Origin of the sequence: Brevibacterium aurantiacum, assembly GCF_900169065.1 — a bacterium.
In the GTDB taxonomy this organism is placed as follows: Bacteria; Actinomycetota; Actinomycetes; order Actinomycetales; family Brevibacteriaceae; genus Brevibacterium; species Brevibacterium aurantiacum.
Map to the genome: position 1 here is coordinate 13,674 of NZ_FXZB01000008.1, position 13,349 is coordinate 27,022.

The 13,349-nt window shown below is 62.8% G+C and carries 10 protein-coding genes; 8 read left to right on the top strand and 2 right to left on the bottom strand.

All coding sequences use genetic code 11. The features are described from left to right. Window positions 1-15 precede the first annotated feature (15 nt). The gene (locus BAUR9175_RS06750) at window positions 16-1,803 is read left to right on the top strand and encodes a hypothetical protein (RefSeq protein WP_096158548.1); all 1,788 of its coding nucleotides are present in this window, start codon (window positions 16-18) and stop codon (window positions 1,801-1,803) included. Between the two features lie 198 nt (window positions 1,804-2,001). Here BAUR9175_RS06750 and BAUR9175_RS06755 read toward each other — a convergent pair whose 3' ends face one another. Continuing rightward, window positions 2,002-2,961, bottom strand: a complete 960-nt coding sequence (locus BAUR9175_RS06755; protein WP_226833507.1) for a DUF4190 domain-containing protein — start codon at window positions 2,959-2,961, stop codon at window positions 2,002-2,004. Window positions 2,962-3,138: 177 nt separating this feature from the next. Next, a complete protein-coding gene (locus BAUR9175_RS06760) occupies window positions 3,139-3,954 on the bottom strand; it encodes a PaaX family transcriptional regulator (RefSeq protein ID WP_069599852.1) in 816 nt (271 codons plus the stop codon). Window positions 3,955-4,141: 187 nt separating this feature from the next. Between BAUR9175_RS06760 and BAUR9175_RS06765 the strand changes: the two genes are divergently transcribed. The 7 genes from BAUR9175_RS06765 (at window position 4,142) to BAUR9175_RS06795 (ending at window position 13,196) form a co-directional block, all read left to right on the top strand. Further along, window positions 4,142-5,527, top strand: coding sequence for an MFS transporter (locus BAUR9175_RS06765; protein ID WP_009885445.1), 1,386 nt, complete (start codon window positions 4,142-4,144; stop codon window positions 5,525-5,527). Beyond that, window positions 5,524-7,137 carry an acyl-CoA synthetase gene (locus BAUR9175_RS06770; protein WP_205676700.1) on the top strand — a complete coding sequence of 538 codons (1,614 nt, stop codon included), beginning with the start codon at window positions 5,524-5,526 and terminating at the stop codon, window positions 7,135-7,137. Before BAUR9175_RS06765 ends, BAUR9175_RS06770 begins: the two co-directional genes overlap by 4 nt. Further along, window positions 7,134-7,958, top strand: a complete 825-nt coding sequence (locus BAUR9175_RS06775; RefSeq protein WP_009884794.1) for a crotonase/enoyl-CoA hydratase family protein — start codon at window positions 7,134-7,136, stop codon at window positions 7,956-7,958. The genes BAUR9175_RS06770 and BAUR9175_RS06775 overlap by 4 nt, the downstream gene beginning before the upstream one ends. Before the next feature lie 11 nt (window positions 7,959-7,969). Continuing rightward, window positions 7,970-10,012 (top strand): acetoacetate--CoA ligase, encoded by a 2,043-nt coding sequence (locus BAUR9175_RS06780; protein WP_096158546.1) that lies wholly within the window; start codon window positions 7,970-7,972, stop codon window positions 10,010-10,012. Next, a complete protein-coding gene (locus tag BAUR9175_RS06785; protein WP_009884792.1) occupies window positions 10,009-10,944 on the top strand; it encodes a 3-hydroxyacyl-CoA dehydrogenase NAD-binding domain-containing protein in 936 nt (311 codons plus the stop codon). The genes BAUR9175_RS06780 and BAUR9175_RS06785 overlap by 4 nt, the downstream gene beginning before the upstream one ends. An 80-nt stretch (window positions 10,945-11,024) precedes the next feature. Continuing rightward, entirely contained in the window at window positions 11,025-11,909 is an 885-nt protein-coding gene (locus tag BAUR9175_RS06790; protein WP_009884791.1) for a 4-hydroxyphenyl-beta-ketoacyl-CoA hydrolase, read from the top strand. A gap of 297 nt (window positions 11,910-12,206) precedes the next feature. Next, window positions 12,207-13,196 (top strand): universal stress protein, encoded by a 990-nt coding sequence (locus BAUR9175_RS06795; RefSeq protein WP_009884790.1) that lies wholly within the window; start codon window positions 12,207-12,209, stop codon window positions 13,194-13,196. The last annotated feature ends 153 nt before the right edge of the window (window positions 13,197-13,349 follow it).

A 13,349-nucleotide genomic window follows, 5' to 3' on the forward strand; every position in this document is an offset into this window, starting at 1 on the left:
CAATAGCGTGGGAGCATGCCTTCACAGCCACCGGAGCCACCGAGCGACGAACCCGACCTTCTCGCCGAACTCTCGGCTGTCCTTGCCGATCCGAGTCCTGTCCCGCTGCTTCTGGCCGCGAGCTCCATGGGGTACGCCGCCAATGTCGACGAGGACGATGGTTCATCACCATTCTCGATGCCTCCCAAAGTCGAGTCGAGCCCGCTCTCGGAGCAGTTCCTTACCCTCACCTCGGCGATGATGGAATCAGCGGCGCCAGAGACCGACGCGCTCCTGCTCATCTGGGCCGCCATGTTCGACGACCCATTGTTGCGACGACGCATCCACCGTGCCGTCGATTCCAGGTCACAGTCACTACCGGAGTGGCTGCGCAGCCTTGATTCAGTGTCACCTGTCGCCGCTGCTTCACTGCGCCACGAGCTCGGCCACGAAGAGACACTGTTCGTCGAATTCTCGCTCTCAGGGCAGCCTGTCACGATGGCTGTGGCAGTGACCCGGCTGGGCATCCCCTACCTCGAGGACTGCTATCCGATCGACGACACCATCGATTCGATCCAGCGACTGGCCGCGGACAATCCGCAGATGCCCTCCGATCACATCGAACTGACGCTGGCGAATGCGCGCGCCCAGATCGAGGAATTCGTCGATCACGGCGACCACATGATGCCACCCACGGAAACCGACACCTGGCCCTCGGTGCGACTGCTCCTGGCCTGGATGCTGCGGCTCCTGCCTGACGGCGGAGAGGTTGAGGAACCCCACGAATGGACGGAAGACGAGATCGGCTCTCTGGTCACCGATTTCCTCGCTTCGTCCTGGGCACAGGAGATCCGATCCGATGCCGCGATGCACGCTGAACGTCTCTTCGATTTTCAGCTCACCCACGGGTCCGGCGAGCCACTCAAATGGGGCGCGACCGCTGTCAATATGATCATGGGCGATCTCTACCCGCGCAAGGTCCTCGCAGATGACGAGTTCATGCTCAGCATGCCCACAGTCCTTGCCGCAGTGGTTCGATTCGCCAATGAGCGCTCAGGCACCTCGCCGGAGTTCACAACCTCGGCCCTCGAGGCGATTGATGAAGCTCTCCCCGAGTATCGCCGCCGCGTATCCGAGGGTTCCAGCGCATCCGGGGCCCCCGCCTCTGGGCTCGCAGACCTTCTGGGCCTGCCATCGGATGTCGAACTGCCAGAAGGGCTGATCGAACAGCTCAGCACAATGGGGCTCGATCCGAACTCCGGTCGAGGATTCGATCCTCGGGCGATCACTGCGGAGGACGCCAAACTCTGGAGGGAAGAACTTCGACTGCGGGCAGGCGGTGAGGAGAACCTCGCCTCCCTCGATGAGGAGCCGCTGCCCGCCGAGGACTTCAGCACCGGCGGCATCAGCCCGAAGGTGCTCCCTCAAGTTCAGGCGCTGGCCGCCGACCTGGCCCGCTTCGCCGACGCCCATTTCCGAGATCCGGAGATGACGACTGCCGTACTGCGGATCCTGAATCTCACAGCTCGGACGAACCCTGCAGCATTCCGCCGGGGCTTCGCCCACCCGCCGGCGATCGCCGCTCTGTGCTGGATCGCGGGAAAGAACAACCGGTGGTTCATCGCCGAGGTTCGCCAGCGCACGATTCAGACGATGATGTTGGCCGCTGGGGCCACGACACAGCCGACTGCACGGGCTAAGTCGATGCTCAAGAACGTCTCCTACTCGCTGGAGGCCCAGGAGCTCGATCTGGGTGATCCTGCGTTGCTGACATCACTGGCGCGGGCGGACCTCATGGCGATGCGCGACGCCACTATTGAGTGAGGGGCGAAGAGGGCCGGTATGCGGCCAGTGACTCAGGCCTCATCTGTTTGGAGCGCGCACATGCCGTAGACCCCGATGAAACCCCTCCTCATACCGAATGTTGCACGTCAAGTGCAACGAACCGAAGACAGAGGGGCGTCACAACGGGGAATCATATTGCAGGGTAGGTCAACGTCGGCAGACCGCTTCCGGCGGTTCCTATTTCACTGCGACATAGACCTTGTCAGCGAGCATGTCAGGGTTGACTGCCAGCACACCGGCTTCGGCGTCTTCTGATGGAATCTGGATGGCAATGGACCCGGAAGTCGATGCACCGTTGTACATGTTCTCCAACGTGTCGAGCGCGTTCGGCGCTACCACCATGTCGTCGAGGCCATCAAAAGTATTGCCGCCAGCTGAAACGTATTCAAAGGTGGCCATCGGCATTTCCCCGTCGGGTGCGTCGCCTGTATATGTCATTTCGACGTCGATCATCATGTACTGGTTGCCGGAATCTGGCGTCTCGTTGAGCTCGCTCTCTGCAAGGACTTCGTCGGTGGCATCCAAGGTGACGTTCGTAATCGTCATGTCCCAGTTTTCGCTGCTGATCTTGGTTCCGACAGCGTATGGGTTCTCTCGGGTACCTTCTTCGGCTCCAGCTTCCTCTGCATCGCCGGCCTCGTCCACGACTTCTTCAGCCGGGGCCTCCGCTGACACATCATCGCTGAAAGCATCGTCGACCGAGGAAGCAACCACAAAGAAGAACACAAGAATCGCCACGATGGTTCCAACGACCGACAAAATCAATGCCGAAATGGAGAATCCTTTTCCGCCCTTAAGAAAAAACGAAATGATTGCCAAAAGGAACGCAATTGGAAGAAGAATCCATCCCATAATAAGTGCGCCCGGGATGCATCCGAAGATGAACCCGACAATAGCGATTATAAACGCTACGATACCCATCACGTTTTTCTGACGCTTCTTTGGCGGCTGCGCGAAGTTTCCACCAGCCTGCTGTCCGTTGACGCCGTACGCATCGGCACCGCTGTACTGCGGGCCACCGCTGTACTGCGGTTGGCCGTTGGCCTGCATGGCGGGCTCTTGATACTGAGGAGCCTGGGACTGCCCCTGGGCTGGGCTCTGCGACGGACGGCTGTTGGGGTCAAAGTTCTGGCTCATGCTACCTCGGTACTAGAAAGTTCAATTTTCTATCAGAATACCCTCCAGGAAACACAGATATTTTCCAAGGAACCTCAACTACTCCGATGGTTATACAACCGTTACTATCGCTAGCACCTCTCATGAATATTCGGTCACGTGCGTAGTCTTCAATACTCCCTCAACACGTGATTCTTGTCACAAAAATGAATAGAGTTCATTCAGATCTCCCGCGAAAAAACCCGACACTGCATGAACTTCCCGAGTGCCCAACTCAGCATCAAGCTCTCGAAACGAAATACTCTGCGCGGCCCCCGGCCATCCCTTCGGCAACAACGTCGCTGGCAGCTGCGGGTCCGTACGCGCAAGAGCCAGCCAATCCAAGTGGAGCTCGACTCGCTTGACCAGCGCGTCAACCGGCGACAGTGAATCCGGATCAACAGCTCGCCACTTCTCGCCGAACGACTCATAGTCGGCGGCCAACTCCGCCAGGTCGAAAGCGCCTGCCAGCATCTCTTCGGACGTCGGGGGCTGAGGCTCGCCATAGACGACAATCGGAGAGATCACCGACTGCTCCGGCCCCAGTATCGTGGCAACATCATGCGGCCCGGGAGCCACCCAAGGGCCGCCATCCACCTGAGCGAAACCAGCCCACGACAGCCTCGACGCCATCTGGTGGCGCAGTGTCCTCTTCGACTCGGGCACCTGGATGCGCACAAAGGTCCATCGGCCGTCCCAATCCTGGGGCTGCCAGCCGGCGAACATCTTCTCCTGACCCTCGCGCAGAATCGCCCGTCCGCGATCGGAGAGCGTGTAGAAGGTCTTGCGGCCCTCTTTGTGTCGCACGATGAAGTTCTTCGCCGCCATCCGCTGCAGCACGGACCTGGCCGCCGACTCCCCCACACCCAGCCTGCCCATGACGAACACGATCGAGGCCCCGCTCAGCGGCCTGGGGTCATCAAGCATGTGCAGGCCGGCGAGCGCGAAGAAGAGTGACTGCGGGTGAACCGTCATGCCTCTACTTTACGGTCTCTACGTCGCTCCGAACCATCTATTAATCGCATTTCATTGACGTCACAACATAATATTGCATAGTATTGGAAACGGTTCGGTCAGCGGCGATCGGCCCCCTTCCCGGCACAGGACACCGCACAGAACGACGAGCCACCCACAGCCAAGCCACACAATCAGCGAGGATCACATGGCTTCCGCGAAATCCACACAGACCAAATCGACACCGATGCTCAAACGAGCAGCCGCCTCGGCGTACCTGGGCAGTGTCATCGAGTACTACGACTTCTTCGTCTACTCCGTCTGCGCAGCACTCGTCTTCAAGGACGTCTTCTTCTCCAACCTCACCCCGGCCATCGGCACCCTGGCCAGCCTGGCTACCTTCGCCACCGGCTACCTGGCCCGGCCCCTGGGCGGCATCATCTTCGGCCACTTCGGCGACAAGCTGGGCCGCAAGCGCATGCTCATCGTCAGCATGTTCACCATCGGCATCGCGTCGACCGCAATCGGCTTGCTGCCCACCTACGACCAGGCGGGGCTCATCGCCCCCGTCCTTCTCATCCTCATCCGCGTCATCCAAGGCGTGGCCATCGGCGGCGAATGGGGCGGGGCCATGCTCATGTCCGCCGAACACTCCACGTCCAACCGCGGCTTCTGGGCCAGCTTCACCAGCGCCGGGGCACCCACCGGCCAGCTCGTCTCCGCGCTCGTCATCGCCGGTACCCTCGCAGCCATGGGCCCCGACGCCTTCATCGCCTGGGGTTGGCGACTGCCGTTCCTCGCCTCGGTCCTCCTGCTGGTCATCGGCGTCATCGTCCGCTCCGCTGTCGATGAGTCACCAGAGTTCCTCGCAGCGAAGAAGCGCACGCCCAAGGCTGGCATCCCGATCCTCGCCACTCTGCGCAAGCAGCCGCTGACACTGCTGCTCGCAGTGGGCGTGGGCCTGTCCGCCTTCATGTTCCAGGGACTGCTCACCACCTATTCCATCGCCTACGGCGTGCAGATCGGCATCGAACGGCAGACGGTTCTCAACGCTCTGTCCTTCTCCTCCTTCTTCGCGATCTTCGGCATCATCGGCTGGTCCCGCCTCTCCGACACGATCGGACGCAGGCCCCTCGTCATCGCCGGGGCCGTGTTCATCGCCGTCTGGGGCTTCGCCCTCTTCCCCCTGCTGGAGACGAAGAACGGCATCATCATCACCATCGGCATGGTCGTCGGCCAAGGCATCATCCACCCGATGATCTACGGCCCGCTGGCCGGTCTCTACTCGGAGCTCTTCGACACCGAGCACCGCTACACCGGTGCCTCACTCGGCTATCAGATCGCCGGCATCGGCGCGGGCATCTCGCCCGTCCTCTTCGCCGCGATCATGAGCTCCACCGGATCACCGTCGACCATTCCGCTGTCCATCGTTCTCCTCGTCGTGGCCGCCATCAGCATCCTCTGCATCTGGCGACTCGGTGAGACGAAGTCACGGACCTTGTCCGAACAGCGCTTCGCCGAGACACCGGCTGCCACCGGTACTGCACCGACGACCGACACCCCACCAGCAGCAATGGAAGGACCGACTCAGTGACCTTCACCCACCCCAGCCTGGCCAGGCTCTCCGAACGCCAGGCCACCGACTACGGCGAGAAGACTGCGATCACCTTCGCCGGCATCGACTACTCCTACGTCCAGATGCACGAACGCACACTATCCCGGGCCGCCGACCTCCACTCACGTGGCATTGGCCGAGGCGACCGGGTGGCCTACCTCGGCCCCAACCACCCAGCGCTCATTGAAGTCCTCCTCGCCTGCCTGCGCCTGGGAGCGATCTTCATCCCGCTGAACTGGCGGCTGGCCCCGGCCGAACTGGACTATCAGCTCACCCTCGCCGAGGTGGCCCGACTGTACGTCGCCCCCGAGATGTCTGAGACCGCCGAGCAACTCAGCGACGCCGTCGCGCAGAAACCGGTGCGCTGGGAGGACACAGCCACCTCGGCGAGCGTGCCGGTGGTGCCTGCGGCTGAGGTCACCGGTGACGAACCGGCGTTTCTGCTCTTCACGTCCGGAACGACGGGGCGGCCCAAGGGTGCGGTGCTCTCACACGCGAATCTGCTGTGGAATTCCTTCAACCTTCTGCTCAACTCGGACCTCACCGCCAACGACGTCACGCTGGTCACCGCTCCCCTCTTCCACGTCATCGGCCTCGACCAGCAGGTGATGACCAGCTACCTGCGCGGGGCGCACATGCTCATCGAATCCAAGTGGGACGTGAACCGCGCCTTCGACGCCATCGAGCACGAAGGTCTGACGTGGATGGCCGGGGTGACGACCATGTTCTCCGACATGCTCCAATCACCGAGGTGGAACACCGCCGACCTGTCCTCTCTGCGATTCGTCAACTCCGGTGGCGCACCGATCCCCGTCTCACTCATCGAGGCATTCCAGGCCAAGGACATCATGTTCTGCCAGGGCTACGGACTCACCGAAACCTCCCCCGGATGCACGTTCCTGCCTGCTGCGAACGCGTTGGACAAGGCAGGATCGGCAGGCCGGGCCGTGCCCTTCACCGAGGTGCGCGTCCGTGACCTGGCCGGCAACGACTGCGAAGCCGGAGTCAAGGGCGAGATCGTCGTCCGCGGGCCCAATGTCACCAGCGGCTACTGGAACAACCAGGCCGCGACCGATGCGGCGTTCTCGCCCGGCGGTTGGTTCCACACCGGCGACATCGGCTATCTCGACGCCGAGGGGTTCCTCTTCATCGTCGACCGGCTCAAGGACATGTTCATCTCCGGCGGGGAGAACGTCTATCCCGCCGAGGTGGAATCCGCCCTTTTCGACCACCCTGCCGTGGCCGAGGCCGCTGTCGTCGCGGCCGCCGATGAACGGTGGGGCGAGGTGGGCCACGCCTTCGTCATCGTGACTGTACCTGAGACCGGGGCTGGCGCTGATGCCGGAGCCGACTCTGCAGCTTCGCCCCTGACCGGAGAAGAACTGCGCGAGTTCCTGCTCACCCGCCTGGCCAAATACAAGGTGCCGAAGTACTTCGACCTCGTCGACGAACTCCCCCGCACCGGCTCCGGGAAGGTCCACAAGGTCTCTCTGCGCACCACCGGCGGCCTCGGCGCCCACTCCACAGAATCTTCTCCCTCAACCACCGGCAAGCCAGCACCAACCGCACCATCGAAGGACCACGCATGACCAACTCCCCTGCTTCCCACCTCACGGACGTCTCCTCACAGCCGACCACGCTCGAGATCTCCGAGGCTCTGCGCTTCACCACCGAAGGCAGCATCGGCATCCTCACCCTCGATCGCCCGGCCAAACGCAACGCCCTTGACGATGCCACGGTGGCCGCCCTGGGCGAGTTCTTCCGCACCCCGCCAGAGGTCTCGGCGATCGTGCTGACAACCGTCGGCGATCACTTCTGCGCCGGCCTCGACCTGTCCGAAATGGCCGAACGCGACGCCGTGGCCGGCCTCCACCATTCGCGCGGTTGGCACAAGACGATGAGCATGATCACCGAATCCGAAATCCCCGTCGTCGCTGTCCTCCAGGGCGGGGTCATCGGCGGTGGACTCGAACTCGCCACTGCCGCCCACCTGCGCGTGGCCGAAGAGAGCGCCTACTTCGCCCTGCCCGAGGGCAAGCGCGGTCTCTTCGTCGGCGGCGGCGCTTCGGTGCGCGTCCCCCGACTCATCGGACTCAGCCGTGTGCAGGACATGATGCTCACCGGGCGTAAGTTCGATGCCGCCGAGGCCGAAGCGATCGGGCTCGTCAACTACCGTGTACCAGTCGGCGAAGGCCTGGACAAGGCCAAGGAACTCGCGGCCTCGATCGCCTCGAATTCCCCGGTGACGAACTACGCGATCACCCAGACACTGCCGCGCATCGTCGAATCCGGGCGAGATGAGGGCTACATGATGGAGTCCCTCATGGCCTCCGTCGCCCAGTCGAGCACCGAGGCCAAGGACCTCATGCGCGCCTTCCTCGACGGCTCCGGCCCCAAGGTCAACAAGTGAGGAGCTCCGACATGCCAAAAGTCATCCGCGACGTTCCCACCGACGCCATCGAGACCAGCAGCATCGGTGCCTTCCTCACCTGGGTCAATGCCAAGTTCGGCTACTCGTTTGATGGCTGGGACGATCTCTACGCCTGGTCGATCACCGATATCGAAGACTTCTGGGAATCCGTCTGGGAGTACTTTGACGTGAAGTCCCACAGCCCGTACACCTCGGTGCTCGAGGAACGGGTCATGCCGCACGCTCGCTGGTTCACCGGAGCAACGCTCAATTACGCCGAGCACTCCCTGGGTGCGCCCGAACAGGCCGACGAGGTGGCCGTGACCGCGGTGTCCCAGACTCGTGAGGACTTCACACTCACCTACGCCGAGCTCCGCCGCGAGGTCGCCCGAGTCCGCGCCGGTCTCATCGACCTGGGAGTGAAGAAGGGTGACCGAGTCGTCGGCTATCTGCCCAATCAGCCCGAGGCCCTCGTCGCGTTCCTTGCCGCGGCCAGTCTCGGAGCGATCTGGGCCAGCTGCGCACCAGAGTTCGGCACCCAATCCGTCATCGACCGCTTCAGCCAGGTCGAACCCACCGTGCTGCTGGCAATCAGCGGCTACATGTACGGCAACAAGGCCGTCGACCGCACAGGCGAACTCACCGAGGTCCTCGCAGCACTCCCCACACTGACCCACCTCGTCTCCCTCGACTATGGGGACTTCACCCTCGATGACGACACACGCGAACAGTTCACGAACGGTGCCGGCCTCGACCACGCGATCGACGTCGTTGACTATGCGGGGCTCGGGGCAACCTCGGCGGGTACGGCCGGCGGGGCCCCCTCGGCGGAATTGGAGTTCGAACCGGTACCCTTCGACCACCCGCTATTCATCCTCTTCTCCTCCGGAACCACCGGCAGGCCGAAGGCCATCGTGCACAGCCACGGCGGCATCCTCCTCGAGACGCTGAAGAATCACAGCCTGCACTTCGATCTGGGACCGGGCAGCCAGTTCTGCTGGTTCTCCACGACCGCGTGGATGATGTGGAACGCTCTCATCGGCGGGTTGGTCGTCGGGTCCTCGATCGTCATGATCGACGGCAACCCCAACTTTCCGGATCCCAAGGAACTCTGGCGCATCGCTGCGAACACCAAAGCCACACTCATGGGTGTGGCACCTGGAGCGATCATGTCTGCCCGCAAGGCTGGGTTCAACCCCACCGAGGAATTCGACCTGTCCGCGGTCTCCCAGTTCGGCGCCGCCGGTGCACCACTGCCCGCCGAGGGGTACGAATGGGTGTACGAGCAGTTCGGTGACGATGTGCTGCTCAATGTGGGCTGCGGCGGTACCGATGTGTGTACCGGCATCCTCCAGGCTTCCCCACTGACACCGGTGTACTCGGGCGAAATGTCGGGAGTCTCCCTCGGCTTCGCCGCTTCCGCCTTCGACGCCTCCGGAAACGAAGTGGTCGATGATCTGGGCGAACTCGTCATCACCCAGCCCACCCCGTCCATGCCCGTAACCTTCTGGGGCGAGAACGGTGACGCCCGGTATGAGGCAGCGTACTTCGACAAGTACCCCAGCATCTGGCGCCACGGGGACTGGGCGAAGTTCACCACCGGCGGCGGTGTCGTCGTCACCGGCCGCTCCGACGCCACCCTCAACCGCGGCGGGGTGCGCTTGGGCACCGCGGACTTCTACTCGGTGCTCGACACCTTCGCCGAGGTAGCCGATGCCCTGGTCATCCACCTCGAGGATCCCGATGGTGGGATGGGCGAGCTCGTCCTTTTCGTCCAAACCGAGGACGGGATGTCATTCTCTGACGGACTGTCGGATCGGATTAGGACTGAGCTGAAGTCACGGCTGTCCCCCAGGCATACGCCGGACGAGGTCGTGCCGGTCACACGGATTCCACTGGGTCGCACGGGCAAGAAGCTCGAGGTCCCGGTCAAACGCATCGTTCAGGGTGCGACCGCCGAGTCAGTGGCGAGCACCGGGGCCTTGCAGGATCCGTGGTCGCTCGATGAGTACGTGGAGTATGCACAGGCACGAAAGGCGAAGGTGGAGGCATGAGTACAACTCTCAAGGTCGCGATCCTCGGTACCGGTGTCATCGGGGCCGCGTGGGCGACGGGATTCCTCACTGCCGGGCACACGGTCACGGCCTTCGACCCAGCAGACGGTGCCGAAGCGCGATTGCGGTCCCAAGTCGAGGGAAACCTCGAAGTGACCGGAGAAGGTGACATCACCTCGGCGATGGAGCGTCTGCACTTCGCAGGATCATTGGCCGAGTCGGTCGGCGATGCTGATTTCGTGCAGGAGAACGGTCCCGAGCGTCTCGACATCAAGCAGTCCATGCTCGCCGAAACCGACTCCGCAGTGCCCGCTTCCGCGATCATCGCATCGTCGACCTCCGGGTTCGCGCCGAGCGAGCTGGCGACCAAAGCGACCAATCATCCCGAACGGATCGTCGTCGGGCACCCGTTCAACCCGGCTCACCTGGTTCCCCTCGTCGAGCTCGTGCCGACACCGGCGACTCCCGCCGAGGTGGTCAAGCGTGGGCTCGAGATCTACCGGTCGATCGGGAAGAAGCCGATCCTCGTCCGTGCCGAACTGCCCGGTCATGTCACGAACCGCCTGCAGGCGGCCCTGTGGCAGGAAGCGTATTCGCTTGTCGACCGCGGCATGGTCTCTGTCGAGGACATCGATACGGCGATCTCCTATGGGCCCGGTCTGCGCTGGGCGATTCTCGGTCCCCTCGTGCAGCAGGGACTGTCCGGCGGACAGGGCGGGATGCGGCACGTGCTCGAGCACCTGGGACCACCACAGGAAGTGTGGATGCGTGACTTGGGGCAGGTCCACCTCGGCGAGGAGTTGACTGACAAGCTGGTCGCCGGGGTCGACGATGAGCTCGAGGGCAAGGATCCTGTGCTCATCGCCAAGCAACGCGACGAGATGCTGCTTGAACTCATCGCCCTCAAGCGCAAGTACGGGGAGCTTCCCTAGAGCCAGTTCCTGGGCACTGAGGTACAGCGTCCCTCACCCACGGCTACGATGCTGACAATCCCGTTTCCGGAAGGACACTCATGATCTACCAACCCAATATCGACCTCTCGAAGATCACCGCGATCGACGTGCACACACATGTCGAAGCCGATGCCCACCAACACACCTCGCTCGATCGCGAACTCCTCGACGCCTCGGCGGGGTATTTCAAGGCACCGGTCCCCCGCACGCCCACGGTCGACGACCTCGCCGCCTACTACCGGGAGCGGAACATGGCGGCCGTGATCTTCACGGTCGACGCCAGAACGGCGCTGGGAGATCACCCTCCGGTCTCGTCGGAGATGATCGCGGAGAAGGCCGCCGAGCACAACGACGTCCTCATCCCCTTCGGTTCCGTCGATCCCCTCAACACCGCCGAGGCGATTGCCCGGGTCCACGATCTGGCGACGAACTACGGAGTCAGGGGCATGAAGTTTCACCCCAGCCTGCAGGGATTCGATCCCAGCGATCGCACCTACTACCCGATCTACGAAGCCTGCGCCGAACACGGACTGGTCACGCTCTTCCACACCGGACAGACCGGAATCGGAGCAGGACTCCCCGGCGGACGCGGAATCAAACTGCGGTACTCGGACCCGATGCTCCTCGACGACGTGGCAGCGGACTTCCCCACGCTGACGATGATCCTCGCGCACCCGTCCGTGCCGTGGGCCGATGCCTCGATCTCGATCGCCACGCACAAGTCCAACGTGTTCATCGATCTCTCCGGGTGGTCGCCGAAGTACTTCCCACCACAGCTGACCCGCGCCATCGGCTCCATGCTCAAGACCAAGACACTCTTCGGCTCCGACTTCCCGCTCATCACTCCCGAGCGTTGGATCAAGGACTTCGAGGAACTAGGTATCAAGGAGGAAGCCGTGCCGCTGATCATGAAGGACACCGCGGTGCGGGTGCTGGGGTTGTGAGATGACCGAGGCAGTATACGAACTCCGACTCCGCGGCAAGCTGCTGATGTCGATCGGACTTCCTGCCTGAGACGTCAGAGGTGGAGGCCGACCATACAGTTGAGTGCTTCCTCAGACCAGTGACGCGGAGCCGCCCCTCGACCGGTAGTTCGCCCGGATTCTCGCCGCGGAAGATGGGACGACACGTTATTCTACGTTCTGTAGAATTGTTGCTATGGTTGTAGTAGCGAATTCGATCGTCATCAACACGGCTTTCGCGTTCGTCGTGATCAGGGAAACTCCGATGAGAGGATTGCAATGAATAGCAGCGCTGGCACGGCTCCAATCACCACACCCTTCGATTCCGCAGAGCGAGACCTCGATGTCATGGTCGGATTCGATGGCTCCGAACACGCACAATCTGCACTTCACTTCGCAGCTGTGGAGGCTTTGAGCCGCGGTATCGGGCTCACGGTCGTCACCGCATTCAGCGTCCCGCTGATGATCTATCCCAACATGGCATCACTTCCGGCCCAACCCGAGGACCAGTTCAGACGGGAACTCGCCGAGAAGACTCTTAGCGAGGCACGCGAATCCCTCAGGGAATACCCGGGAAAAGCAGAATTCGTGACCACGCAGGGAGACGCCACCGGCGCCCTCGTCGAACTTTCGGCTCGGGCGAAGCTGGTCGTCGTAGGAGCCCGCGGTCGGGGAGGCTTCGTCGGGCGGATTCTGGGATCGGTCGCGGCGGCACTGCCCGCCCATGCCCATTGCCCCACCGTCGTGGTGCCCAGTGGCTATCAGCCGGTCGAGGCCCAAGGCGCCGAGCGCTTCACCCACGGAACGACCGACTCCCCTGTCGTCGCTGCGATCGATGGATCCGAGCAGAGTCGCATGGTCCTGCTCACGTCGGCACAGCAGGCCGAACACCGCAGCGGCAAGTTGCATATCTTCGCCGCCATGCCCCTGATTGATGAATGGGTGTATTGGTACCCTGAGCTCTACGTCGACGAGTCCAGCACCAAAACGCGCCGGAGTGAACTTGAGGAGTCGATCGAGGCCGAACTCTCCTGGCTCCAGGAGCTGCACCCGTCCGTGGACATCACGGCCGAGGTCGCCGTTGGTGAGCCGATCTCCCTGATCGCCGCCAAGACGCGTTCGTCTGCTCTCACGGCCATCGGCACTCGCGGTCGCGGCGCAGTCAAGAGCGCTCTGCTGGGTTCAATATCACGCGGTGTCATCAACAACGCTGAAGGGCCGGTCCTGGTTGTCCCGACTGAGGCGATGCACGACGTCACCGACCGCTGACAAACAGGTCTAGTCCGCTGTGCTGCTCCCGGACCCTGCGGACACTGCGCTGCAGGGTCCGGGGTGGCCCCCCCCCACTTCGCAGGTCGTACATGCAAATGACCCGGAGCAGAAGGACGCCGAGGATCGCAAGGACGATGAAACCCAAGCCCC

Bases quoted from the DNA above. Each gene is read 5' to 3' on its own strand.
- BAUR9175_RS06750 (WP_096158548.1), top strand. From the start codon at position 16: ATGCCTTCACAGCCACCGGAGCCACCGAGCGACGAACCCGACCTTCTC.
- BAUR9175_RS06755 (WP_226833507.1), bottom strand. From the start codon at position 2,961: ATGAGCCAGAACTTTGACCCCAACAGCCGTCCGTCGCAGAGCCCAGCC.
- BAUR9175_RS06760 (WP_069599852.1), bottom strand. From the start codon at position 3,954: ATGACGGTTCACCCGCAGTCACTCTTCTTCGCGCTCGCCGGCCTGCAC.
- BAUR9175_RS06765 (WP_009885445.1), top strand. From the start codon at position 4,142: ATGGCTTCCGCGAAATCCACACAGACCAAATCGACACCGATGCTCAAA.
- BAUR9175_RS06775 (WP_009884794.1), top strand. From the start codon at position 7,134: ATGACCAACTCCCCTGCTTCCCACCTCACGGACGTCTCCTCACAGCCG.
- BAUR9175_RS06780 (WP_096158546.1), top strand. From the start codon at position 7,970: ATGCCAAAAGTCATCCGCGACGTTCCCACCGACGCCATCGAGACCAGC.
- BAUR9175_RS06785 (WP_009884792.1), top strand. From the start codon at position 10,009: ATGAGTACAACTCTCAAGGTCGCGATCCTCGGTACCGGTGTCATCGGG.
- BAUR9175_RS06790 (WP_009884791.1), top strand. From the start codon at position 11,025: ATGATCTACCAACCCAATATCGACCTCTCGAAGATCACCGCGATCGAC.
- BAUR9175_RS06795 (WP_009884790.1), top strand. From the start codon at position 12,207: ATGAATAGCAGCGCTGGCACGGCTCCAATCACCACACCCTTCGATTCC.